Raw genomic sequence first — 23,010 nt, 5'->3', positions numbered from 1 at the left:
AGGGGCCGCGTCGACCGGACCGCTCGCCACCTTCCCGCCCGCCCCCTCGTGGACGACGGGCGGGAAGATGTCGCAGCGCCCAGTGGGACTCCTCTAGCGGGACTCCTCCAGGAAGGTGCGGGCCACGTCGCCGGCGCGGGTGAACCAGTCGGTGAGCACGGCGAGTTCGTCGGGGGTGTAGCCGCCGAAGAGTTCCGCGAGACGCTCGTAGAACGGGCCGTAGAGGGTCATCGCCTGCTCGACGGCGGTCGGCTGGGCGACCACCAGGACGCGGCGCCGGTCGGCCGGGTCCGGCTTGCGGGCGACGAATCCCCGGCCCTCCAGGCGGTTGAGGACGCCGGTGATCGCACCGGTCGTGACATGCGCACGAGTGGCCAGGTCACCGGCGGTGACCGGGGTGTTCCCGGCCTCCAGGACATAGGCGAAGCAGACCAGGTCGGTGACGCTCAGGCCGAACCGGCGCGCGAACTCCTGCTGTCCCACGATCATCGTCGCGATCATGCGGTCCATGGCCCCGATGGCGTCCGGGACGGTGGGGTGACGCTCGGCCTCCATTGAAATGTGCCTCCGGGACAGGCTAGATTCCTTAGCTACTAAGACATTACCGTCCGGCGCCGTAGGCGTGGCCACGGCGCGCCGTGGCGCGCCCCGGCGCGCGAGGGGAGCAGACACATGAGTCTCTACGACGAGGGCCACACCGTGGCCGGCTGGACGGGTACCGCGATCGGCACGGCCGGTTCCGTGGCGCTCGGCATGGGTGTCTGCGGCTGGGCTCCGGGCATCCCTCTGGGCATCGCCGTCTCGGTCGCCGCGCTCCTGGTCACCTGGGTCCTGCACCTCGCGGGCTGGGGCAAGCCGCCGGGGCCGCGGCCGAGGGACCAGTGGGCTCTCGGCGTCCGTGACCGCTCCGTCCGCGGCGGCCACCCGGGCTGCCTCGGCTGCCGTATGGCCGGCCGCCGGGGCCTTCGGACGGCCGGCCTCCCCGAGCCCGCCACGTCGAGCACGGCCGCGTCGGCCGCCACCGGCACGGCCGCGGTCTCCACGGCCGACTCGTCATCCTGAACCACCCCGGTCACGGCCTCCGGGGGTTCGACTGTGGTCGGCACCGGTAGCGCAGGCCCTTGCCCACGATCCGGAACCGCTCACGGCCTGCCACCGAGAACGGCTCGGGCAGGTCGAACGCCTAACGCGGCTCCGGGTCCAGCGCGGACGTGACCAGCGGGATCCGGCAGCGGCCGCCCCGCGCGCGACTGCGGGCGGCCTCCACCTCGGACGGCCGAGCGTGAACTCCACGCGCGCGTGCCCCGACCGCCGGCGCACCTCCGCGCAGTGCCGCTGGAGCCACATCCGCGCCGCGACCTCGCCGACCAGGCCGGCCCTCCGCCGGCCCGAATTGTCAGAGGTCGTTGCTAATGGCGTGCGACACAAGCTGTTTGACGAGACGTCATCTCACCGGCCACCACACGATCACCATCAGGTCATCTGTCCCGGACTATTGACTCGCATCACCACAGTGGCGATTCTCGTCACATCGCTTGTGCCAGCCATGACAAAACCGGGCCATGGCGTCGTGGTGTGCGCGCGTCCCGCAGGGTCTGGCCGATCGACCGCGCTTCCCTCGACCAAGGACGTGACCGATGACCTGGACCCGACGCGCCCACCACAGACGCAGACCCCTCATGGTGCTGACGCTGTTCCTGACCGCGATGGGCATGCTGCTCAGCCCGTCGGCCAGTTCGGCGGCCACCGGCGACTGGTGGCAGCCCACCGCGCGGCCGACGCCCGACTCCCAGATCAACGTCACGGGCGAACCGTTCAAGGGCACGAACGCGGCGGGCGAGGTGCGCGGCTTCGTGGACGCGCACAACCACCTGTTCTCCAACGAGGCGTTCGGCGGTCGGCTGATCTGCGGCAAGGTCTTCTCGACGTCCGGCATCGCCGACGCCCTGAAGGACTGTCCCGAGCACTACCCCGACGGCACCCTCGCGATCTTCGACTACATCACCCACGGCGGCGACGGCAAGCACGACCCGGTCGGCTACCCGACGTTCAAGGACTGGCCGGCCTACGACTCGATGACCCACCAGGCCAACTACTACGCCTGGGTCGAGCGCGCCTGGCGCAGCGGTCAGCGCGTCCTCGTCAACGACCTCGTCACCAACGGGATGATCTGCTCGGTCTACCCGTTCAAGGACCGAAGCTGCGACGAGATGACCTCGATCCGGCTCCAGGCGAAGCTGAGCTACGACCTCCAGGCCTACATCGACGCCCAGTACGGCGGCACCGGCAAGGGCTGGTTCCGGATCGTCACGGACAGCGCACAGGCCCGTGAGGTCGTCGCGCAGGGCAAGCTGGCGGTCGTGCTGGGCGTCGAGACGTCCGAGCCGTTCGGCTGCAAGCAGATCCTCGACATCCCACAGTGCAGCAAGTCGGACATCGACAAGGGCCTCGACGAGCTGTACGACCTGGGTGTGCGCAGCATGTTCCTGTGCCACAAGTTCGACAACGCGCTGTGCGGCGTCCGCTTCGACGAGCACGGTCTCGGCACCGCCATCAACGTCGGCCAGTTCCTGTCGACCGGCACGTTCTGGCAGACCGAGAAGTGCAAGGGCCCGCAGAAGGACAACCCGATCGGCGACGCCGCGTCGAAGGCCGAGGCGGACCTGCCCTCGGGCACCGAGGTCCCGGAGTACGACGACAACGCCCAGTGCAACGTGCGCGGCCTCACCGACCTCGGTGAGTACGCCCTGCGCGGCATCATGAAGCGCAAGATGATGGTCGAGATCGACCACATGAGCGTCAAGGCCACCGGCCGCGTCCTCGACATCTTCGAGGCCGAGTCGTACCCGGGCGTGCTGTCCTCGCACAGCTGGATGGACCTGAACTGGACCGAGCGGGTCTACTCCCTCGGCGGTTTCGTCGCCCAGTACATGCACGGCTCGGAGGAGTTCAGCGAGGAGGCCGCGCGCACGGACGCCCTGCGGGCCAAGTACGACGTGGGGTACGGCTTCGGCACCGACTTCAACGGCATCGGCGACCACCCCGCGCCGCGCGGCGCGAACGCCTCGAACCCCGTGAAGTACCCCTTCAAGAGCGCCGACGGCGGCTCGACCATCGACAAGCAGACCACCGGGCAGCGCACCTTCGACTTCAACACCGACGGCGCCGCCCACGTCGGCATGGTCCCGGACTGGATCGAGGACATCCGGCTCGTCGGCGGCAAGGGCGTCGTGGACGACCTGTTCCGGGGGGCCGAGTCGTACCTCGACACCTGGGGCGCGTCCGAGGCGCACAAGGCGGGCGTGAACCTCGCCAAGGGCGCCACGGCCACGGCGAGCGCGTCGGAGTCGAACCCCTTCACCAGCTACCAGCCCGGCCGGGCCGTGGACGGTGACGGCGGCACCCGCTGGGCGAGCGACTGGAACGACGACCAGTGGTGGAAGGTGGACCTCGGCTCCACCCACACCGTCAAGCGGGTCACCCTCGACTGGGAGCGCGCCTACGGCCGGTCGTACCGGATCGACGTCTCCACCGACGGCTCGAACTGGAAGACCGTGTGGTCCACGACCTCGGGTGACGGCGGCCTCGACACGGCCACGTTCTCCGCGGTCCCCGCCCGCTATGTTCGAATGCAGGGGGTCGACCGGGGCACCGACTGGGGCTACTCGCTCTACGAGGTCGGCGTCCACGGCGGCTGACCGCACGCACGGGGGAAAGGGAACCACATGGCACGCCTGCCGTCGGCCGAACGCCGCAGACAGCTGACCGAAGCGGCGATCCGCGCGATGACCCGGGACGGCGTCCCCAGGACGACGACCCGGTCCATCGCGGCCGAGGCAGGCGTGTCCCTGAGCGTCTTCCACTACTGCTTCGCCTCGAAGCAGGAGCTGATCGAGTCCGTCATCACCACCATCACCGGCCACTACGTGGCGCTGGTGCGGGAGGCGATCCGTCCTCGGGAGACGCTCAGGGAGACCGTCCGGGCCGGTTTCCAGGCGTACTGGGACCATGTGTCCGCCCACCCGGGCGAGCACATGCTCACCTACGAGCTGACCCAGTACGCCCTGCGGGAGCCCGGGTTCGAGCACCTGGCGCGGCGCCAGTACGAGATGTACTGCGACACGTACACCGAACTGATCGACCACCTGCGCCGCACGATGGACTTCGAACTGACCGTCCCCGTCCCGGTCCTGGCCCGCTATCTGGCCGCCATGACGGACGGCCTCACCCTCAACTTCCTGGTCCTGGGCGACGACACGACCTGGACGAACATCCTGGACACCATCACCGACCACGTCTCCGGCCTCGTCCGCGAGAAGGCCCGACCCTGAGGGGCCGCCGCGCATTTTTGCCCAACCCCTGCACGGATAGCCTGATTTGGATAGAATGACCTGATCGACATGGCCGTCGTCCAAGGGGGAGCGCACATGGCCGGTCAGTTCGAGTATCGCCAGACGGGGAGCCGCACCACGTGGCGACAGTCGGCGGAGCGCACACCCACCTCACCCCAGGCCAGGGCCACCGAGCGCACACCCACCTCACCCCAGGCCAGGGCGACCGAGCGCACACCCACCTCGACCTACCCGGCGGCCCCCGTCGTGCCACCGGCGGAGCCGACCCAGCTCCACCACCACTTCGTCGTCTTCAAGAAGGCCGTCTCGGGTAGTCAGATCGCCGTCAACAACGGGAGCGTCCACCAGCATCAGGTGATCCATCAGGTCGTCCAGGCTCCGAACGTCACCCCGGACCAGGTGCGGGCCGTGGCGGACGCCGTCGGTGCGCTGGTGGTCGGTGCGCGGACGCTCGACCCCGTGCGGCAGGCCGCGCGGGAGCTCACGGCGGAGCTGGACCGGCCCGTGCCGGACCTGGACCGGCTGCGGCGGGCCATCACGCGCTTCGTCGCCGTGACCGTGGCCGCACTGGACTCGACCGGTGGCGGTCGCGCCTCCCGGACCAGGGCGCTGGCGAACGTCCTGCGCCCGCTGCTGCCCGCCGCCTCCGCGGAGGGCGGCCTCCATGGCTGACGCAGGCGGGCCGGTGTTCCACGGGCCGGTGCACAACAGCCAGATCGCCTGGGGGAGCCAGGAGGTCACACAGACCCAGCACATCGCCGCGGGACCGGCCGCCCTCGACGACCTCCAGGCTGCCGTGCGAACCCTCCTGGACAGGATCGGCGAACTCGGCCTCTCCCCGGCGGACGCCGTGACCCTGCGCGCGGACGCGGGCGAACTGCTGGACGAGGCCGCGGCCGACGAGCCCGACCCGGGCCGCCTGCGCCGGCTCCACGCACGCGTCAGGGCGGTGCTCGCCGCCCTCGCGACGGGAGCGGTCACCGGCGCGGGCGCGGGCGCCGCCCAACTCGCCCAGAGCATGCTCGTCGACGTGCAGCGGGCCCTCCCCTAGCCCGCGCGGCCGCCGACGGCCGACCGCCGCAGACGTCCCGTGGCCGCCCTCGTTCAGCGGGCCGACGTCGCGATCAGTTGGTCCAGGAGGCCGATCAACACGTCTCGGCAGGAGGCGCGTTCGCGGGCGTCGAAGAGGAGGACCGGGGTGTGCTCGGGCAGGGCCAGCGCTTCGCGGATCTCGTCCGGTTCGTAGGGGTGCTCGCCGTAGAAACCGTTGACGCCGATGACGAAGGGGATCTTCCGGCGTTCGAAGAAGTCGATCGCCGCGAAGCTCGACTCCGGTCTGCGGACGTCCACGAGGACCACCGCACCGAGCGCGCCGATCGCCAGGTCGTTCCACATGAACCAGAACCGCTGCTGCCCGGGCGTACCGAACAGATACAGCACGAGGTCGTCCCCGATGCTGATCCGCCCGAAGTCCAGGGCGACCGTGGTGGCCTGCTTGTCGGGGATGCCGTCGAGGTCGTCGACGCCGAGTCCCGCCGTGGTGAGGGGTTCCTCGGTGCGCAGCGGGACGATCTCGCTGACCGACCCGACCATGGTCGTCTTGCCGACGCCGAATCCGCCGGCGATGAGTATCTTCACCGCGTCGGGAGCCGGCATCCCCTGTGGGGTGGGGTCAGAGGCGGCCAAGGCCGTCCCTCACTTTCTTCAGCAGGTCCAGGTCGGGAGTGCGGGAGATCAGCCGCGGCTGCCGTACGGTGATCCGGCCCGCCTCCAGCAGGTCGCAGAGCATGATCGCCACCACGCTCACCGGAAGGTCGAGCCCGGTGGCCAGCTCCGCCACCACGATCGGCTTGGCGCAGAGTCTGAGAATCCGGGTGTGCTCGGGCTGCGGCCGGGCCGCGCCGACGGGCTGCGGGTCCACCGCCGTCACCGTGGTGAGGAGGGTGAAGTCGCTCCGACTCGGTCTGGTCCGGCCGCCGGTCAGGGTGAACGGGCGGACCAGCCGGCCCGCCGCGTCGCCTCCGTTCACCTCACTCGCCGCTGTCCGCGACGACCACGCCCGCGCGCGGGGCCGCGCTGAGGTGCTCGCCGATCTTCTTCACCAGCATGTTCATCTGATACGCCACCACTCCGACGTCCGCGCCCTGCCGGGTGAGGACGGCGAGGTTGGCGCCGGGCCCGGCGTTGGTGAGGATGAGGAAGGCGTTGCCCATCTCTATGAGCAGCTGACGCACGGGACCGCCGCGGAAGTCCATGCTGACGCCCTTGCTGAGGCTCATCAGCCCGGAAGCGGTCGCCGCCAGCCGCTCGGCGTCGTCGCGCAGGAACGCGGTGGACTTGCTGACGACCAGCCCGTCCTCGGAGAGCACGACGGCGTGGTCGACCTCGGCGACCCGGTCCACCAGTCCGGTGAGCAGCTGGTCGAGCTGGCTGTGGGTGGCGGGGATGGGGCGTGTCATCTGTGTGTCCTTCATGAGCGGGCTGCGACGGGGGAGTCGATGGGGACGTCAGGTGCCGGAGGCGGGGATCCGGTCTCCCGGGTCGACGGAAGCGGAATCCTCCCCCAGTACGTACTCGGGTTCCGCCTCGTCGTCACGTGCCTGAAGTGTTCCGCGCTGGAAACCGGCGAGCGAGGAGGCGGCTCGCTCGGCCGTGAAGTCGTCGCCGTCGCCGTCGGGGCAGGGCGCCGTCTCCTCCTTCAGCTCGGCCGCCAGGCTGGTCTGCGGCACCCGCCGGGGCAGCGGGATCCGGCCGCCGTTCGTCCGGGCCGAGGACTCGCGGGCCGCGCTCCTGGTGCCGTTCGCGGCCGGGGCCCCGGGGGTCCGGGTGGGCGCGGCGGGACGGTCCTCCGGCTCTGGCTCGGGCTCGGTCCGTACGGGTTCGGGCTCGGCGGCGGCGACCCGCCGGGCCACGAGGGAGGACCGCACGGGCGGCTCGTCCTCGTCGGTGCCGTCCCTCTCGGGTTCGGGGGCCTCGTGGACGACGATGTCGTGCGGGATCAGCACGATCGCGGTGGTGCCCCCGTACGGCGAGGCCCGCAGGGTGACGGCGATGCCGTGCCGGGTGGCGAGCCGGGCGATGACGAACATGCCGAGCCGGAGGTCGTCGGCGAGGGCCACCACGTCGAACTGCGGGGGCACCGCCAGCTGGGCGTTGAACGCCTCGTAGTCCTCCTCGGACATGCCGAGCCCGCGGTCCTCGACCTCCAGGACGAGGCCCTTCGCCACGATCGCGGCGCGCACGCTCACGGGGCTGGGGGCCGGCGAGTACGAGGTGGCGTTGTCGATCAGCTCGGCGAGGAGGTGGATCACGTCGGCCACGGCCGGCGGGGCGATCCACACGTCGTCCTCGGTGTGCACCTCGACGCGCTGGTACTGGGCGACCTCGCCGACGGCGCTGCGCAGGATGTCGATCAGCGCGACGGGCTCGGTCCAGGTACGGCCGGGCCGCTCACCGCTGATGATGACGAGGTTCTCCTCGTATCGGCGCAGCTGGCTCGCGGTGGAGTCCAGCTCGTACAGGCCCTTGAGGATCTCCGGGTCCTGGTGCTGGCGCTCCAGCTTGTCGAGCTTGGTGAGCTGGAGGTTGACCAGGTTCTGGCTCTGCCGGGCGATGCCGAGGATGACGCGCTGGAAGCCGCGCCGGGTGTCGGCGAGTTCGACGGCGGTGTGCACGGCGGTGCGCTGGGCGGCGTTGAACGCCTTGGCGACCTGGCCGAGCTCGTCGGTGCCGTAGTCCAGCGGGGCCGCCGCCGTGTCGACGTCGACCTTCTCGCCGCGCTCCAGGCGGGCGACGACGTCGGGCAGCCGCTCCTGGGCGAGGCTGAGCGTGGCGGTCCTCAGGCCGCGCAGCCGCAGCGACAGGGAACGGGTGATGCGCCACGACATCACGACGCACAGCAGCAGCGCGGCGAGCCCGGCGGCGCTGAGCGAGCCGGCCTTGATGAGCAGTCCACGGGCCTCCTCGCCACTGCGGTCCAGCAGGGCGCTGGTCTGCTCCCGGATCAGCTTCTCGTACTGGAGGGAGAGGCTGTTCATGGTGGTGTCCCAGCGGTCCTGGGAGTCGGGCAGCGCGGTCCTGTGGTTCTTGCCGGTGGCGTGGGCGGAGAGGATCTGGTCCTCCACCGCCAGGAGGTTCTGCCAGTCCTTGTCCTGGACGATGCGCTCGACCTCGCTCTTCACCTCCCCTTCGAGGGAGGGCACGAGCTGGTTGTCGACCAGCCAGCGCCGGGCGTTGACCACCTGCGCGAAACGCTCACGGGAGGCGTCGTCGAGTTCCCCGGCGGGCCAGTTCAGGGTGAGGAGGGCGTCCTCCTGGGAGACCAGCTCCGCGGCCTGTTCGAGGGTGACGAGCGGGCCGGCCTGGGAGGTGAGGTCGCCGTCGTCGACCTGGGACAGCTCCTGGAAGGCGTGGATCTGGCCGTCGATGATCTCGGTGTACTGGTCCAGGATCTGCTCGGGGGTGATGTCGGTGGGGTTGTCCACCTGGCCCCGGTAGTACTCCAGGCTGCCGGAGCCGGCCATCACCGAGTACAGCCGCTCGCCGACGCGGTCGGGGGCGTCCTCGATGGCGTCCGCCTTCGCGGCGAGCCGGGTGACCGCCGCGTCCGTCTTCCCGCGCTGTTCCTCCAGGGCCGCCCTGGAGCTGCCGGGGGCGGCCATGTAGGCGGCGGAGAGGACCCGCTCCCGCTGGAGGGCCAGGGTGGCCTCGGTGCCCATGGCGCCGGTGGACTTGCTCAGCCCCGTCTGTGCCCGCAGCCGCAGCCCCTCGGAGAACATCTGCGTCGTCGTCATGGCCCAGCTCGCGGTGAGCGTGACGCTGGGTATGAGAGCCAGCAGGATCAGCGAGAGACGTATGGAGCCGAGACGGCGCCGGGCGCCGGTCCTTGAGGGCATCGTCGTCCTTGGGCGGTTGCGGGGAGCGGAAGGGGTTCGGGGGCGGGCCTTCGGCGGCCGAGGGTGGTGGGTGGTCACCCGTCAGCACGGTGCACAGGGGATGCGCAGGATGTTATCCGCACAAGTGAACGCGTGCGTCCGGGGAGGTCGAAAGCTTGGTGCCGCCGTTACCGGACCGTTCCGGATGGTTGGGATCCGTGGTGAACCCGTGTCCGAACGGAGGGTTCCGTTTGGTGTTCGCGGCGGCCGCGTGAGGGCTGTGCGCCCGGTGTGCGGGCGTGCCGTTCGTATCGTGTCCGGGCGGGGCGTCGGCATCGCGTCAGCGGGTGCCGTTCGCGGCGAATTTCTCGATCCCGGCGATGTTCTTCCTGGTCACGAAGGCGGGGCCGGTGAGCACCGGCTCCACACCGCCGCCGCTGATGTTGCCGTTGGTGCGGTAGAGCCAGAGCCCGTCGACCGCGAGGTAGCCCTGGAGGTAGGGCTGCTGGTCCACGGCGAACTGCACGGCACCGCTCCTGACGGCCTTCACCAGGTCCGCGTTGAGGTCGAAGGTGGCGACGTCGGCCCGGCCCCCGGCGTCCTTGACGGACTCGACGGCGGCGAGCGCGTACTGCGCCCCGAGGGTCACGACCTCGTCGATCGAGCGGTCCTGGCGGAGCCTCGCGGCGATCACGCCGGTCACCTGGTCCATGTCGGCGCCGTCGACGTAGAGGTTCTCGGTCTGTCCGCCGAAGGTCTTGCGGACGCCGGCGCAGCGGGCCTCCAGGGCGACGTTGCCGCGTTCGTGGATGACGCAGACGGCGTGCCGGGCGCCACGGGCGTCCAGTTCCTTGCCGAGCGCCCGTCCGGCGACGGACTCGTCCTGGCCGTAGAAGCCCAGCAGGCCCTGTGACCGCCAGGCGTCGATACCGGAGTTGAGGGCGACGACGGGGATGCCGGCCGCGCGGGCCTCGGCGACCGCGCCGCGCATGGCCCCGGGTTTGGCGAGGGTCACCGCGATGCCGTCGACCTTGTCGGCTATCGCGTTCCGCACCAGCTTCGCCTGGCCCGCGGCGTCGGGGTCGCTGACGAAGGTCAGGTCGATGCCGTCCTTGGCCGCCGCGGCCTCCGCTCCCTTGCGCACCCGGTCCCAGAAGGCGTCCCCCTCCGCCCCGTGGGTGATGAGGGCGACCTTCATCCCGCTTCCGCCCGACCCGCCCGACGCCCCGTCACCCTCGTCGGAGTCGGCGCCCGTGAGGACGGAGCATCCGGCGACGGTGAGACAGACGGCGGCGGCGAGGGCCGCGGCGCGGAACAGGAGGGAGGAACGGCGGGCGGCGGGGGCTGGGTTCATGAGGGTGCGGCACCTCGCTGTGCGGCCAAGGCGGGACGTCGGGGGGCGAAAACGCCGCGATCACCGCGCTGACGTGCGGTGACTGGCTGACTTTCGCTGGGCGGAGCCAATCGCGTGTGACGCCCGGTAGTCAAGTGACCAACGAAATCGATGTATTGCTGTGACAGGTCGGACGCGACCGGTGCACACGTGTCACCCATCGGGAATCCCGCAAATCCGGCACCGCTCGGATCCGGCCAACTTCCCATCCTGTCGAGGAGGAGTGACGGGGCCGCGCGCAACGTCCTCGCAACCTGACGGGGCGTTGACTGCGGCCATGGATGTGGTCCCGCGTGTAGAGCTGACCCCCGCGGCCGCCGACCTGCTCCGGCGGCTGCGGGTGGCCCACGGCCCGCTGATGTTCCACCAGTCGGGCGGCTGCTGCGACGGCAGCGCCCCCATGTGCTACCCCGACGGCGAGTTCCGTACGGGCGACTCGGACGTCCTCCTCGCGGAACTGGAGGTCGACGGCGTCGACGAGGCGGTGGGCTTCTGGATGTCCCGCGGTCAGTACGAGGTGTGGAGCCACACCCGGCTCATCGTCGACGTCGTCCCCGGCCGGGGCAGCGGCTTCTCCCTGGAGGCACCCGAAGGAGTGCGTTTCCTGATCCGTTCCCGCGTCGTCGGCCCGGAGCCGCCGCCCGGCCGGTAGTCGTCTGGTGCACTTCCCCTGGGTCCTGGGACGGTTGACGAGACATCAGGGGGCACCGTGACACGTCGTGGCGGACGGTTCAGGGCGGTACTGACGGTTCTCTCGGCGTGGAGTGTGCTCACCGGCGCGGCCCTCGTGGGCGCGGCGCCGGTCACCGCCGCGCCCCGGGCCGCCGACCTCGCGCCGGGCGTCGCGTACATCGAGTTCGATGTGACGGGCGCGCAGGGTGTGGCGCACGCCCATGTGCTGAGCGTCGACCTGCGCGATCGCCGGGTGGGTGTCGGCCTGCTGTACCCGGGCGCGGTTGCCGCACGGCAGACGGTGTCCCGGATGGCGACCGCCGCGGGTGCCGTGGCCGGGGTGAACGGCGACTTCTTCAACATCACCGAGGTCCAGCACCCGGGTGTCACGGCCACGGGCGCCTCCGTGGGCCCGGCGATCGCCCGCGGACAAGCCCTGAAGGCCGCCGTACCGGACGGCCAGCGCTTCGGCCCTGCCCTGCCGCCCGGCACCAGCACCAAGGACGTGCTCGGCGTGACGGCCGACGGCGTGGCCCGCCTCGACAGCATCGCCCTCGACGGTTCCGTCACCACCGCCGGGGACGTCCTCCCGCTCGGCGGCCTCAACCAGTACGCCCTGCCGGTCGGTTCCGTCGGCGCGTTCACCTCCGACTGGGGCACCGTCTCCCGGATGCGGGCCGTGTGCGGCACCGACACCGACCGGGCGGCACCGTGCAGCACCGACGTCCACGAGGTGCTGGTCGCCGACGGCCGGGTGGTCTCCGTCGCGCCCGCGCCCGGCGGCGGTGCCGTCGCGCCCGGCGCCACGGTCCTCGTCGGCCGTGAGGCGGGCGCCCGGTGGCTGCGCAAGCTCTCCCCCGGCGACCCGGTCCAGGTGCGCCACCGCCTGGTGGCGGCGACGACGGGCACCGCCTACGCCTTCGCGCTCGGCGGCTACCCGGTCCTGCGGTCGGGCCGGCCGCTGCCGGGCCTCGACGACACGGTCTCGGCGGTGCGCACGGCCGCCGGTGTCGCCGAGGACGGCCACCGGCTGCTGCTGCTCGCCCTGGACGGCGCCCCCGCCCACCGGTCCGGCCTCACCATCGCCGAGGTCGCGGAGGTGATGCGGGGACTGGGCTCGGACGACGCGTTCAGCCTGGACGGCGGCGGCTCCTCCACCCTGGTCGCCCGTGCCGCCGGCGAGAGCGCCGTGACCGTACGGAACCACCCCAGCGCCGGCGAGGAACGACCCGTGCCGAACGGGATCGGGGTGTTCACCCAGCCGTGACGGCGGAGGAACGGGTGGGGGCCCGGCTCAGGGTTTGAGGCTGCTGACGATGTCCGCCGTGGCCGTGATGCCGTTGTGGATGGTCGGCGCGAGGCTCGTGCTCGCCATGGAGAACCCGAGCAGCACACAGACGGCGGCGTGCGAGAGCTTCAGCGCGCCGTTGCGCATGAAGACCACCGCCAGGATCACGAGCAGCAGCACCACAGAGATGGAAATGGCCATCGTCAACCTCCTCCGCCACGTCCACTTCGCGGCATTCGGCCGCAAGTGTGGCGTAGCGGAGGGTTGGTCCGTGCGGCTGACGTGTCCGCCGAACGTGTGGTGTCGGCCGTGTCGCGCCCCCGTGGCCCGGGCGCGGTCCGAACGACGGGCCCTACAGAGCCCGGTGGGTGTCCAGGAAGGCTTCGAGGCCCGCGAGGTCGTCGGTGTTGAGGTGGTCCACGCCCGCGGCGAGGAGTTCGCCCCAGACCGCGTCCCGGTCCGGACCCGCGACGTCGGGCGTGGCCCAGAACCGGACCCGCTGTCCGCGCCCGTGCGCCGTGGAGACGAGGGCGCGCAGCTTGGTCCGCTCGGCCTTCGGGAACGAACCGGCGCCCCGCCAGGTGAAGTTCAGCGACCAGTTGTCGGAGATCAACGGGATGAGGGAGGCGGGCGCGGGTGTCGCGCCCACCAGGTCGGCGAGCCGCCCGTCGTAGAAGGCGTGCCGCACGGTCTGCGCCTCCATGGGGACGCGGGCGGCCCGGTCCCCGGAGATCACGGCCGTCACCGGTCCGGGATGCACCCGGCCGTGCGCGTAGGTCGTGAAGAGATGCCGGTGGCGCCGCAGTTGCCGGTCGAGTTCCCGATAGGTCGCGGCGCCCTCGGTCTTGATGTCGATGAGGAGTTGCAGTGGCCCGCGGTGTCCCCGGTACACGGAGCCGTGGTGGGCGCGGACCCGGGCGGCGAGCGGCGCCAGGTAGAGGGATTCCAGGGTGCGGGCGGGGTCGAGGTCCTCGGGGTCGTGGGCGACGAGGAGTCGGCCGTCGACGAGGAAGATGTCGGCCTCGACGCTGCCGAAGCGGTGGTCGAGGGCGTCGAGGAGGGGGCGCGGGTGCTCGTAGTCGTTGTGCGCGTGGGCCCGCCACAGCGGTCGGGGGCGGCGCCGGCGGTCCTCCGCCGCGAGGGCCTCGGCGGCGGGGAGGGCGAGTGGTCCGGCGAGGGCGGCGCCGAGGGTGGTGAGGGCTCTGCGGCGGGTGGTGAGGGCCATGCTCTGCCTCCCTTGAGGTGGCGTACGGGACCCCAGCGAGTATGGGGTCCCTTACCGCGCAAAGAGCATGTACGGGCCAGGAGTTGGCCGGACCGCCGTCGTGTGTTCACCCCGTCCGTGCGGGGCGCGCGGAAAAGCCCGCCCCAGGTGGGACGGGCTCTCCGCGCTCTTCCGCGCGCTTCCGCGTGCTTCCACGTGCTGCCGCGTGCATCCGCTTGCTGCCGTGGCGCCTTCCGTCGATGGCTGACCGGGGCCGGCGGCGGCTGACGGCGGCTCAGGGGGCGCGCAGGTCGACCAGTTCGGCCAGTGCCTCCCGGTGGGCGCCCGCGGTGCCGTACGCGATCGCGTCGGCCTTGGCCCGCTTGAGATACAGGTGGACCGGGTGCTCCCAGGTCATGCCGATGCCGCCGTGGAGTTGCAGCGCCTCCTCGGCCGCGTGGACGGCCACGGGCGCGGCGAACGCCTGGGCGACGGCCACCGCCACGTCGATGTCGTCGCTGCCGGTGGCGAGCGCGTCGGCCGCGTTGCGGGCGGCCGCCCGCAGGTTGACGACCTCCAGCCACAGCTGCGCCAGCCGGTGCTTGAGCGCCTGGAAGCCACCGACGGGCCGGTTGAACTGCTTGCGTTCCTTGAGGTACCGGACCGTCTCGGTCAGCGTCCAGTCGGCGAGCCCGAGCTGCTCGGAGGCAAGCAGCCCGGCCCCGGCGCGCAGGGCCCGGCGTACGGCGGGCTCGGCGTCGCCGAGGAGGCGGCCGGGCGCCCCGTCGAGGGCGACCGTCGCCAGGGGCCGGGTCAGGTCCAGGGACGGCTGCGGGGTGACGGTCGCGGCGGAGGCGTCGACCGCGTACAGCCCGCCGTCGTCGGCGGGGACGAGCAGCACGTCGGCGACGGCCGCGTCCGCGATGCCGGTCAGCTCGCCGTGCAGGGCGCCGCCCTCGAACCGTACGACCTTGTAGGCACCGCCGGCGGGGACGTTCAGCGCGACCGCGAGGGCGCCGATCCTGCGGCCGGAGGCCAGTTCGGCGAGCAGGTCGTCGGCGGCGCAGGCCAGCAGGGCCTCGGTGGCGACGACGGCGCTCGTGAGGTACGGCAGGGGGGCGACGGCACGCCCCAGCTCCTCCAGGACGACGGCGGCCTCGCGGTGGGTGGCGCCCTGGCCGCCCCGGTCCTCGGGCACGAGGAGTCCGGCGAGGCCCATGCCCTCGGCGAGCGCCTTCCAGGCCGCCGTGTCGTGCGGGGCGTCCGTCTCGACGCGGGCGATGACACCGGCCGCGTCGCAGTGGTCGGCGAGCAGGTCGCGGACGGCCGCGCGGAGGGCCTCTTCCTCCTCCGTGTACAGAAGGTCGGTCATCGGGCGAGGTCCTTCCAGGCGACGTCCTTGTCGGTGCGCGGCTCCGAGGGCAGGCCCAGGACGCGCTCGGCGACGATGTTCAGCAGGACCTCGGTGGTCCCGCCCTCGATGCTGTTGCCCTTGGAGCGGAGGTAGCGGTAGCCGGCGTCGCGGCCGACGAAGTCGACCAGCTCGGGGCGGCGCATGGTCCAGTCGTCGTACAGCAGGCCCTCCTCGCCGCGGAGTTCGACTTCCAGGCCGCTGATCTCCTGGTTGAGGCGGGCGAAGGCGAGCTTCATGCCGGCGCCCTCGGGGCCGGGCTGACCGGCGACCAGCTGCTGGCGCAGCCGCTCGGCGGTGAGGCGGGCGGCCTCGGCCTCGACCCACAGCTTGAGCAGCCGCTGGTGGAGGTCGTGGGTGCGCAGTTCGGGGCGTTCGCGCCATGTCTTGGAGACGGGGCCGATCATGCCGCCCTCGCGGGGCAGCCGCATACCGCCGATGGCGACGCGTTCGTTGTTGAGGGTGGTCTGGGCGACCTTCCAGCCGTCGCCGACGTCGCCGAGGCGGCGGGAGTCGGGGATGCGGACGTCGGTGATGAAGACCTCGTTGAACTCGGCCTCGCCGGTGATCTGCCGCAGCGGCCGGACCTCGATGCCGGGGTCGGTCATGTCGCAGATGAAGTAGGTGATGCCCCGGTGCTTGGGCACGTCCGGGTCGGTGCGGGCGATGAGGATGGCCCAGCGGGCGACATGGGCGCTGGACGTCCACACCTTCTGCCCGTTGACGACCCAGTCTCCCCCGTCCTCGCGGACGGCGCGGGTGCCGAGCGCGGCGAGGTCGGATCCGGCGCCGGGCTCGCTGAACAGCTGGCACCAGACCTCCTCCCCGGTCCACAGGGGCCGCAGATAGCGCCGCTTCTGCTCCTCGGTGCCGTAGGCGAGGATCGTGGGCGCGGCCATGCCGAGGCCGATGCCGATCCGCCGGGGGTCGTTGTCGGGGGCGCCCTCCGCCGCCAGGTCCGCGTCCACGACGGCCTGGAGGGAGCGGGGGGCGCCGAGGCCGCCGAGGCCCTCCGGGTAGTGCACCCAGGCGAGCCCGGCGTCGAAGCGGGCGCGCAGGAAGTCCAACCGGTCGGTGGTGGCGGGCGGGTGCGCGGCCAGCAACTCGGCGGTGCGGCGCCTCAGTTCGGCTGCGTCGGTCATGCGGCGGCTCCGTTCTCCGGTGCGGGCACCACGACGACCCGGCCGGTGGTGACACCGTCCGCGACGCGCTGGACGGCGGCCGCGGCCCCGTCGAGCGGCACCCGCTCGCTCACCAGGGGCTTGACGACGCCACGCGCCGCCAGTTCGGTGAGCTGTTCGTGGCAGTGCTGGACCAGCTTCGGGTTCTTGGTGTTGTACAGGCCCCAGTGCAGGCCGAGGATCGAGTAGTTCTTGACGAGGGCGTGGTTGAGGCCGGGGCTCGGGATGGTGCCACTGGCGAAGCCGACGACCACGATCCGGCCCTCGAAGGCGACGACCTTGGTCGACTGCGTGTAGGCCTCGCCGCCCACCGGGTCGTAGATCACGTCGGCACCCCGGCCCCCGGTGGCGTCCTTCACGGCGGAGACGACGTCCTCGCTGCGCCGGTCCACCACCACGTCGCAGCCCAGCTCCCGGGCGACGGCGGCCTTGTCGGCGCCGCCGACGACCCCGATGACCGTGGCGCCGGCCGCCTTCCCGAGCTGCACGGCCGCGCTGCCGACCCCTCCTGCGGCAGCGTGGACGAGCAGGGTCTCCCCCGCTTCGAGGCGGGCCCGGCGGTGGAGGCCGAACCAGCCCGTCTGGTAGCCGATGTGCAGGGCGGCGGCCTCCGCGTCGTCCAGCGCGTCGGGCGCCGGCAGCAGGGCCGCGGCGTCCGCCACGGCGTACTCGGCGAAACCGCCGTACGGCAGCGCCGGGGTGGCGATGACCCGGCGGCCGTCCTCGGTCTCGCCACAGATCTCCACGCCGGGCGTGAACGGCAGCGGCGGACGGACCTGGTAGTGGCCGCGGGCCATCAGGACGTCCGGGAAGTTGATGTTCGCTGCGCGCACCTTCAGCAGGACCTGGCCGTCGCCGGGCGTGGGCCGCTCCACGTCCTGGAGCCGCATCACCTCGCTCGGCTCGCCGTTCTCGTGCACTTGCCATGCCTGCATGCGGTGCCTCCACGGGACAGCTTCGTCGGACCGGGGTCGACTGACATCCGCATACTAAGCGGTCGCTTGCCCTCCGGGGAACAGTCGGCGGACAGTAGCGTGCGTCACGGGCGGGCGGGCTTGGCCCGGACGTGCATCCGCTCCCCCTGCGGCCCGAACAGGCTGAGGAACTCCGCGGGCGCCTCGCCCGCCGCCCCGAACCAGTGGGGCACCCGGGTGTCGAACTCGGCGGCCTCCCCGGCGGTCAGCACCACGTCGTGCTCGCCGAGCACCACCCGGAGCTTCCCCGAGAGCACGTACAGCCACTCGTACCCCTCATGGGTGCGGGGGTCGGGGACCTGGGGCCCCTCCGGCTCGACGCGCACCTTGAAGGCCTGGAGGCCGCCCGGCTGGCGGGTGAGCGGCCAGTACGTGCGCCCGTGCCGCACGATCGGCTTGGACCGGACCCGCGGATCACCGACGGGCGGCTCCCCGATCAGTTCGTCGAGCGGGACCTGGTGGGCCCGCGCGATCGGCAGCAGCAGCTCCAGGCTGGGCTTGCGCAGCCCCGACTCCAGCCGGGAGAGGGTGCTCACGGAGATCCCGGTCGCCTCCGACAGGGCCGCGAGCGTCACCTCGCGCTCCTTCCGCAGGGCCCGCAGTCTCGGCCCGACCCCGGCGAGCACCTCGTCCGTGCCGCTCGCCCCGTCACTCTTCTCGCTCATGCGGCCATTGCAGTTTCAGCAAAGGGGTTTGTCAATGCAGCAGCTCTCGGGGGACCTTCTCCGTGGAGGTGGTCACCATGACCCAGCAGTACGAAGTGATCGTGATCGGCGGCGGCGCGGCCGGACTGTCCGCGGCCCTGGTCCTCGGCCGGGCCCGCCGCCGGACCCTGGTCGTCGACGCCGGGGAGCCCCGCAACGCGCCCGCCGCCCACATGCAGGGCTACCTCTCGCGGGACGGCATGCCGCCGCAGGAGTTCCTCGCCGTGGGCCGTGAGGAGATCGCCCGGTACGGCGTCGACCTCGTCCGGGGCCGGGCGGTCGACGTCACCCGCGACGAGGACGCGGACGACGCCGCCTTCGCGGTGACCCTGACCGACGGCCGGACCTTCCACGCCCGGCGCCTGGTCGTCGCCACCGGCCTCCAGGACGAACTCCCGCCGATCCCCGGCCTCGCCGAGCGCTTCGGACGGGACGTGCTGCACTGCCCGTACTGCCACGGCTGGGAGGTGCGGGACCAGGCGTTCGGCGTGCTGGCCACGACCCCCATGAGCGTGCACCAGGCCCTGATGGTCTCCCAGTGGTCCAAGGACGTCACCCTGTTCCTGCACACCGTCCCCGAGACCGACCTCTCCGACGACGACCTCCGCCGGCTCGCCGCGGCCGGTGTCCAGGTCGTCCCCGGCGAGGTGGCGACACTGCTGACCGAGGCCGACCGCCTCACCGGCGTCCGCCTCACCGACGGCACCACCCACCCCCGCCAGGTCCTCTTCGCCGCCCCCCGCCCCCTCCCCCAGACCGCCCTCCTCGAACACCTGGGCGCCGACCTCCACGAGACCCCCTTCGGCTCCTACCCCGTGGTCGACGCGACCGGCCAGACCTCGATCCCCGGCATCTGGGCGGCGGGCAACGCCATGGCCTTCTCCGAACAGGTCATCAACGCGGCCTCCTCCGGCTACCGGGCGGGAGCCACGATCAACGGAGACCTCCTGATGACGGACCTGGACAGGCAGAGTCCGGCGTAAGTGACAAGGCCCCTCGGGGTGGCTGAGCGGGCAACCCGCAGGGCCATCGCGGGCCGCACCGCGAACGACGGACCGCAGCCCTCTCCCTCAGGGGCGCGGGGAACTGCGCGAACGATCGGCCCGAAGGGCCATCGAGGGGCGCGGGGAACTGCGCGACCAGCCCCCACCCACCCGCACCCGCCGTCGCACCCCCGCGCCCCCACCCAGTAGGCACCCGCCCAAACTCCGTAGGACCATGGCTGCATGCTGTTCGCCCAGCTAGCCCACCTGTCCCACCAGGTAGCCGCCACCTCGGCCCGCTCCCGCAAGACCGCTCTGCTCGCCGAGCTGTTCCGGGAGGCGGACGCCGAGGACGTGCCGATCGTCATCCCGTACCTCGCGGGACGTCTCCCCCAGGGCCGTCTCGGCATCGGCTGGAAGGTCCTCGACCAGGACATCGCCCCCGCCGCCGAGCCCACTCTGGCCGTACGCGACGTCGACGCCCGTCTCACGGAGATCGGCGGCGTCACGGGCACCGGCTCGCAGGCGGAACGCCGGCGCCTCGTGGGCGAGTTGCTCGCCGCGGCCACCGATGTCGAGCAGCGCTTTCTGTTCGGGCTGCTCACGGGCGAGGTCCGGCAGGGCGCGCTGGACGCGGTGGCCGTCGAGGGCCTGGCCTCGGCGACGGGCGCGCCCCCCGCCGACGTCCGCCGGGCGGTGATGCTCGCCGGCTCGCTCCAGACGGTGGCGCAGGGGCTGCTCGCGGACGGCCCGTCGGCCCTGGAGAGGTTCCGGCTCACGGTGGGGCGGCCCGTCCTGCCGATGCTGGCGCACAGCGCCTCCTCGGTCGCGGGGGCCGTGGAGAAGCTGGGCGCCTGTGCGGTCGAGGAGAAGCTGGACGGCATCCGCGTCCAGGTCCACCGTGACGGCCCCGACGTACGCCTGTACACGCGGACCCTCGACGACATCACCGACCGCCTCCCCGAACTGACGGCGGCGGCGCTGGAGTTGCGGGGCGAGCGGTTCATCCTCGACGGGGAGGTGATCGCGTTCGACGAGGCGGGGCGGCCGCGTTCCTTCCAGGAGACCGCCGGGCGGGTCGGTTCGCGGCTGGACGTGGCGACGGCGGCCGAGCAGGTGCCGGTGTCGCCGGTCTTCTTCGACGCGCTCTCCATGGACGGCCGGGACCTCCTCGACCTGCCGTTCACCGAACGCCACACCGAGCTGGCCCGGCTCGTGCCGGAGCCGATGCGGGTCCGGCGCACCCTCGTGCACGGCCCCGACGACCTCGCCGAGGCGGAGCGCTTCCTCGCGGACACGCTCGCGCGGGGCCACGAAGGGGTCGTGCTGAAGGGCCTGGACGCCGCCTACAGCGCGGGGCGCCGCGGTGCCTCCTGGCTGAAGGTGAAGCCCGTGCACACCCTCGACCTGGTGGTGCTGGCCGCCGAGTGGGGCCACGGGCGGCGCACCGGCAAGCTCTCCAACCTCCACCTCGGCGCGCGCACCGCCGACGGCGGCTTCGCGATGCTCGGCAAGACCTTCAAGGGCATGACGGACGCGATGCTGACCTGGCAGACCGAGCGGCTGCGGGAGTTGGCCGTCGAGGAGAAACGCTGGGGTGTGACCGTCCGCCCCGAACTCGTCGTCGAGATCGCCTACGACGGCCTGCAGCGCTCGACCCGCTATCCGGCCGGTGTCACCCTCCGTTTCGCGCGCGTGATCCGCTATCGCAAGGACAAGACCCCCGCCGAAGCCGATACGGTCGAGACCCTGCTCGCCGCACACCCGGAGGTCACCCGGTGACGACGCCCAAGCGCAGTGCCGGTCTGCTGCTGTACCGCCGCACCGAGCGCGGCGTCGAGGTGCTGCTGGGCCACATGGGCGGCCCGTACTTCGAGCGCAAGGACGCGGGCGCGTGGTCGGTGCCGAAGGGCGAGTACGAACCCGACGAGCCCGCCTGGGAGGCGGCGCGCCGCGAGTTCCGTGAGGAGCTGGGGCTGGAGCCGCCCGACGGGGAGGCCGTACCCCTGGGCGAGGTGCGGCAGACCAACGGCAAGATCGTCACGGTGTGGGCGATCGAGGCCGACCTGGACCCGGCGACCGTGGTGCCGGGGACGTTCCGGATGGAGTGGCCGCCGAGGTCGGGGCGGATCCAGGAGTTCCCCGAACTGGACCGGGTGGAGTGGTGTGACCTGGAGCGGGCCCGCGCGGTGCTCGTGAAGGCGCAGACCGAGTTTCTCGACCGGCTCTCTGAGCACTCGGGCTGAGCCCGCGTTGCGGCGCGCGTCGCCGCGCGGGAAGGTCGAGGGACAGCCCACGCAGGAGGTCAGGCATGCCCATCGCGACGGTGAATCCGGCGAACGGCGAGACGCTCAAGACGTACGAGGCCCTGGGCGAGGAGGAGATCGAGCGTCGGCTCGCGACGGCCGACCGCACGTTCCACACGTACCGGACGACGTCGTTCGCGGAACGCGCCCGACTGCTCCGCGGGGCCGCCGACCTCCTGGAGGAGGACGCGGAGGACGTCGCCCGCGTCATGACGACCGAGATGGGCAAGCCGGTCAAGCAGGCCCGCGCCGAGGTGGCCAAGTGCGCGAAGGCGATGCGCTGGTTCGCCGAGCACGCGGAGGTCCTGCTCACCGATGTGGAGCCCTCCGACGCGGACGTGAAGGACTCCGGTGCCTCCCGCGTCCTGGTCCGCTACCGCCCGCTCGGCCCGGTCCTCGCGGTGATGCCGTGGAACTTCCCGCTGTGGCAGGTGATCCGCTTCGCCGCGCCCGCCCTGATGGCCGGCAACGTGGGTCTGCTCAAGCACGCCTCGAACGTGCCGCAGACCGCCCTCTACCTGGAGGACCTGTTCCGCCGGGCCGGCTTCCCCGAGGGCTGCTTCCAGACCCTGCTCATCAGGTCCGGCGCCGTCGAGGGCGTCCTGCGCGACCCCCGGGTCCGGGCGGCCACCCTGACCGGCAGCGAACCCGCGGGCCGGTCCGTGGCCTCCGTCTGCGGTGACGAGATCAAGAAGACGGTGCTGGAGCTGGGCGGCAGCGACCCGTACATCGTGATGCCGTCCGCGGACGTCGACCGCGCGGCGCGCACCGCGGTGACGGCGCGTGCGCAGAACGCCGGTCAGTCCTGTATCGCCGCCAAGCGGTTCATCGTGCACGCCGATGTGTACGACGCCTTCACCGAGCGTTTCGTCGAGGGCATGAGGGCGCTGAAGGTCGGCGACCCGCTGGACGAGGACACCGATGTCGGGCCGCTCTCCAGCGAGCAGGGCCGCGAGGACCTGGAGGGCCTGGTCGACGAGGCCGTGGAGAGCGGTGCCACGGTGCTGTGCGGCGCGGAGCGCCCGGACGGGCCCGGCTGGTACTACCCGCCGACCGTCCTCGCCGACATCACCCCCGAGATGCGCGTCCACCGCGAGGAGACCTTCGGTCCGGTCGCCACCCTGTACCGGGTCGCCGACCTCGACGAAGCGATCGCAATCGCCAACGACACGCCCTTCGGACTCAGCTCGAACGTATGGACACAGGACGCGGCCGAGGTCGACCACTGTGTGCGGGACCTCGAGGCGGGAGGGGTCTTCGTCAACGGAATGACCGCCTCACACCCGGCTTTCCCGTTCGGCGGGGTCAAGCGGTCGGGTTACGGACGTGAGCTGTCCGGACACGGAATCCGGGAGTTCTGCAACATCACCACCGTGTGGCACGGGGCGTGAGCGTTCCGCGGTTACCATCCCCGTTGTGAACCGCGAAGTGACTCTGCCTCTGATCGTCGACGACCGCGGGACCCTTCAGGTGGCCGCCGCCGATGTCAGCAAGCTGCTGCGAACGGTGGGCGGACGGTGGCTGCACCTGGTGGAGGCGGGCGCGGACGATCTGGACGAGGACACGGTGGCCGCGCTGACGATCGAGCTGGCGAAGCTGGCCGACCGTATCGACGTGGCGTGCATCGCGCACAGCAGTGGTGCCGTGTCCGGCTGAGCCGGCCCCCTT

The 23,010-nt window shown here is 72.0% G+C and carries 24 protein-coding genes; 12 read left to right on the top strand and 12 right to left on the bottom strand.

Features of this window, described 5'->3' with window-relative positions:
* Positions 1-93 precede the first annotated feature (93 nt).
* Positions 94-555 (bottom strand): MarR family winged helix-turn-helix transcriptional regulator, encoded by a 462-nt coding sequence (locus tag M8J73_RS18435; protein WP_055536790.1) that lies wholly within the window; start codon positions 553-555, stop codon positions 94-96.
* A gap of 117 nt (positions 556-672) precedes the next feature.
* Between M8J73_RS18435 and M8J73_RS18430 the strand changes: the two genes are divergently transcribed.
* The 5 genes from M8J73_RS18430 (at position 673) to M8J73_RS18410 (ending at position 5,403) form a co-directional block, all read left to right on the top strand.
* Positions 673-1,062: a hypothetical protein gene (locus tag M8J73_RS18430; protein ID WP_055536791.1), complete on the top strand. Its 390-nt coding sequence runs from the start codon at positions 673-675 to the stop codon at positions 1,060-1,062.
* Between the two features lie 617 nt (positions 1,063-1,679).
* Complete coding sequence (locus M8J73_RS18425) at positions 1,680-3,698, top strand: galactose-binding domain-containing protein (protein WP_055536799.1); 2,019 nt, start codon at positions 1,680-1,682, stop codon at positions 3,696-3,698.
* Positions 3,699-3,725: 27 nt separating this feature from the next.
* Entirely contained in the window at positions 3,726-4,331 is a 606-nt protein-coding gene (locus M8J73_RS18420; protein WP_055536792.1) for a TetR/AcrR family transcriptional regulator, read from the top strand.
* 96 nt (positions 4,332-4,427) lie between these two features.
* A complete protein-coding gene (locus M8J73_RS18415) occupies positions 4,428-5,024 on the top strand; it encodes a hypothetical protein (protein ID WP_055536793.1) in 597 nt (198 codons plus the stop codon).
* Positions 5,017-5,403 (top strand): hypothetical protein, encoded by a 387-nt coding sequence (locus M8J73_RS18410; RefSeq protein ID WP_157873025.1) that lies wholly within the window; start codon positions 5,017-5,019, stop codon positions 5,401-5,403. The genes M8J73_RS18415 and M8J73_RS18410 overlap by 8 nt, the downstream gene beginning before the upstream one ends.
* Before the next feature lie 53 nt (positions 5,404-5,456).
* Here M8J73_RS18410 and M8J73_RS18405 read toward each other — a convergent pair whose 3' ends face one another.
* The 5 genes from M8J73_RS18405 to M8J73_RS18385 all read right to left on the bottom strand — a co-directional run bounded on the left by M8J73_RS18405 (position 5,457) and on the right by M8J73_RS18385 (position 10,580).
* Complete coding sequence (locus tag M8J73_RS18405; protein ID WP_055536795.1) at positions 5,457-6,008, bottom strand: GTP-binding protein; 552 nt, start codon at positions 6,006-6,008, stop codon at positions 5,457-5,459.
* Positions 6,009-6,024: 16 nt separating this feature from the next.
* Positions 6,025-6,381 carry a DUF742 domain-containing protein gene (locus M8J73_RS18400; RefSeq protein ID WP_055536796.1) on the bottom strand — a complete coding sequence of 119 codons (357 nt, stop codon included), beginning with the start codon at positions 6,379-6,381 and terminating at the stop codon, positions 6,025-6,027.
* Between the two features lies 1 nt (position 6,382).
* On the bottom strand, positions 6,383-6,811 hold the full coding sequence (locus M8J73_RS18395; RefSeq protein WP_055514289.1) for a roadblock/LC7 domain-containing protein: 429 nt from the start codon (positions 6,809-6,811) through the stop codon (positions 6,383-6,385).
* 48 nt (positions 6,812-6,859) lie between these two features.
* Complete coding sequence (locus M8J73_RS18390) at positions 6,860-9,247, bottom strand: sensor histidine kinase (RefSeq protein WP_249828811.1); 2,388 nt, start codon at positions 9,245-9,247, stop codon at positions 6,860-6,862.
* Positions 9,248-9,566: 319 nt separating this feature from the next.
* On the bottom strand, positions 9,567-10,580 hold the full coding sequence (locus M8J73_RS18385; RefSeq protein WP_249828810.1) for a substrate-binding domain-containing protein: 1,014 nt from the start codon (positions 10,578-10,580) through the stop codon (positions 9,567-9,569).
* Positions 10,581-10,896: 316 nt separating this feature from the next.
* Here M8J73_RS18385 and M8J73_RS18380 point away from each other — a divergent pair, with 316 nt between their 5' ends.
* Together M8J73_RS18380 and M8J73_RS18375 are read left to right on the top strand one after the other, a co-directional pair.
* Entirely contained in the window at positions 10,897-11,271 is a 375-nt protein-coding gene (locus M8J73_RS18380) for a DUF779 domain-containing protein (protein WP_055539253.1), read from the top strand.
* A gap of 57 nt (positions 11,272-11,328) precedes the next feature.
* Positions 11,329-12,558 carry a phosphodiester glycosidase family protein gene (locus tag M8J73_RS18375; RefSeq protein ID WP_372503969.1) on the top strand — a complete coding sequence of 410 codons (1,230 nt, stop codon included), beginning with the start codon at positions 11,329-11,331 and terminating at the stop codon, positions 12,556-12,558.
* A 27-nt stretch (positions 12,559-12,585) separates the two neighbouring features.
* On the opposite strand, the gene M8J73_RS18370 is transcribed toward M8J73_RS18375, so the two are convergent.
* The 6 genes from M8J73_RS18370 to M8J73_RS18345 form a co-directional block, all read right to left on the bottom strand.
* Complete coding sequence (locus tag M8J73_RS18370) at positions 12,586-12,780, bottom strand: hypothetical protein (RefSeq protein WP_055539255.1); 195 nt, start codon at positions 12,778-12,780, stop codon at positions 12,586-12,588.
* Between the two features lie 151 nt (positions 12,781-12,931).
* On the bottom strand, positions 12,932-13,804 hold the full coding sequence (locus M8J73_RS18365) for a phosphatidylinositol-specific phospholipase C/glycerophosphodiester phosphodiesterase family protein (RefSeq protein ID WP_055539256.1): 873 nt from the start codon (positions 13,802-13,804) through the stop codon (positions 12,932-12,934).
* Positions 13,805-14,078: 274 nt separating this feature from the next.
* Positions 14,079-15,155 carry an acyl-CoA dehydrogenase family protein gene (locus tag M8J73_RS18360; RefSeq protein WP_055539257.1) on the bottom strand — a complete coding sequence of 359 codons (1,077 nt, stop codon included), beginning with the start codon at positions 15,153-15,155 and terminating at the stop codon, positions 14,079-14,081.
* On the bottom strand, positions 15,152-16,336 hold the full coding sequence (locus M8J73_RS18355) for an acyl-CoA dehydrogenase family protein (RefSeq protein WP_055539258.1): 1,185 nt from the start codon (positions 16,334-16,336) through the stop codon (positions 15,152-15,154). The genes M8J73_RS18360 and M8J73_RS18355 overlap by 4 nt, the downstream gene beginning before the upstream one ends.
* Positions 16,333-17,310 carry an NADPH:quinone oxidoreductase family protein gene (locus M8J73_RS18350; protein ID WP_055539259.1) on the bottom strand — a complete coding sequence of 326 codons (978 nt, stop codon included), beginning with the start codon at positions 17,308-17,310 and terminating at the stop codon, positions 16,333-16,335. Before M8J73_RS18350 ends, M8J73_RS18355 begins: the two co-directional genes overlap by 4 nt.
* Before the next feature lie 104 nt (positions 17,311-17,414).
* Positions 17,415-18,014, bottom strand: coding sequence for a helix-turn-helix domain-containing protein (locus tag M8J73_RS18345; RefSeq protein WP_055539260.1), 600 nt, complete (start codon positions 18,012-18,014; stop codon positions 17,415-17,417).
* Between the two features lie 77 nt (positions 18,015-18,091).
* Between M8J73_RS18345 and M8J73_RS18340 the strand changes: the two genes are divergently transcribed.
* From M8J73_RS18340 to M8J73_RS18320, 5 genes are all read left to right on the top strand, one after another.
* Complete coding sequence (locus M8J73_RS18340; protein WP_249828809.1) at positions 18,092-19,036, top strand: NAD(P)/FAD-dependent oxidoreductase; 945 nt, start codon at positions 18,092-18,094, stop codon at positions 19,034-19,036.
* Between the two features lie 243 nt (positions 19,037-19,279).
* On the top strand, positions 19,280-20,818 hold the full coding sequence (locus tag M8J73_RS18335) for an ATP-dependent DNA ligase (RefSeq protein ID WP_055540959.1): 1,539 nt from the start codon (positions 19,280-19,282) through the stop codon (positions 20,816-20,818).
* Positions 20,815-21,282: an NUDIX hydrolase gene (locus tag M8J73_RS18330; RefSeq protein ID WP_055540958.1), complete on the top strand. Its 468-nt coding sequence runs from the start codon at positions 20,815-20,817 to the stop codon at positions 21,280-21,282. Before M8J73_RS18335 ends, M8J73_RS18330 begins: the two co-directional genes overlap by 4 nt.
* A gap of 65 nt (positions 21,283-21,347) precedes the next feature.
* Complete coding sequence (locus M8J73_RS18325) at positions 21,348-22,733, top strand: NADP-dependent succinic semialdehyde dehydrogenase (protein ID WP_055540957.1); 1,386 nt, start codon at positions 21,348-21,350, stop codon at positions 22,731-22,733.
* 25 nt (positions 22,734-22,758) lie between these two features.
* Complete coding sequence (locus M8J73_RS18320) at positions 22,759-22,998, top strand: DUF6213 family protein (RefSeq protein WP_055540956.1); 240 nt, start codon at positions 22,759-22,761, stop codon at positions 22,996-22,998.
* Positions 22,999-23,010: the final 12 nt, after the last annotated feature.

Origin of the sequence: Streptomyces neyagawaensis (assembly GCF_023516595.1) — a bacterium.
Lineage (GTDB): Bacteria > Actinomycetota > Actinomycetes > Streptomycetales > Streptomycetaceae > Streptomyces > Streptomyces neyagawaensis.
Note: the sequence above shows the minus strand (reverse complement) of the source record. Positions and strands in the feature narration are given on the sequence as shown.